1 protein-coding gene and 1 pseudogene are annotated in these 685 nt (G+C 67.3%); both read right to left on the bottom strand.

Going from position 1 to position 685, the window contains the following annotated elements; all coding sequences use genetic code 11:
* A pseudogene (locus tag DD1DGNOD_RS30260) lies at positions 1-247 on the bottom strand (NF041680 family putative transposase); the annotation flags it as partial.
* 14 nt (positions 248-261) lie between these two features.
* Positions 262-685, bottom strand: a 424-nt coding sequence (locus DD1DGNOD_RS24725) for a UTRA domain-containing protein (protein WP_131771140.1), incomplete at its 5' end; no start/stop codon positions are given.

Raw genomic sequence — 685 nt, 5'->3', positions numbered from 1 at the left:
TCGGGTGGAGGTGGCGAAATCCCCGGCGGACGCGGGCGGGGGTGAGCCGGCCGGGTCCGGCGGGGCGTTCCCAGGGGCGGCGCAGGTCGGCGGTCAGGGTCCGGGCGAGGCGGAGCTAGGTGTAGGCGGCGACGACTAGCCAGGTCCAGCGGTCCGCGGCTTCGGGGTCGCGGAGCTTCGGCGCGGTCCAGCCCAGAGTCTGTTTGAACAGCCGGAAGGTGTGTTCGAGGTCGAAGCGGCGTAACCAGTCCGGCCCCTATCTCAGGTAACGGCGAGACGGTAGGAGAGCACGGATCGGTGACCGGCCATAACGATGTCCGCAGTCTCGACCGGCTTGTCACCCACTCGGTAAGTGCGCTTCATCGAGAGGACGGAGACGCCCGGTGGTAGTTCGAGCGCTCTCACCTCCTCCGCTGCTGGTGGTCGTGAGGTGATCTCTTCCTCTACCGAGTCGATGTGCTGGCCGATCAGATCGAAGCGCGCGACAACGCCGATTGCTGCGCCTTCCTCAGGAAACTCGATCGGCGTGCCCGCGGTGAGGACTGAGGGCTCCCACGAGATGGCGGTTTGGATCGGAGTCCCGTCATAGCGGTAGAGGTACCGCGTCACGGTCACCGGCTCGCCGGGCTGGATGGCGAGCCGTTCGGCAACCTGCTCGTCCGCTGTCTCGCGCGTCGTCTTGTGG

Origin of the sequence: Candidatus Protofrankia californiensis (genome assembly GCF_900634765.1) — a bacterium.
GTDB lineage: Bacteria > Actinomycetota > Actinomycetes > Frankiales > Frankiaceae > Protofrankia > Protofrankia californiensis.
This window is presented reverse-complemented; position numbering and strand designations above follow the sequence as displayed.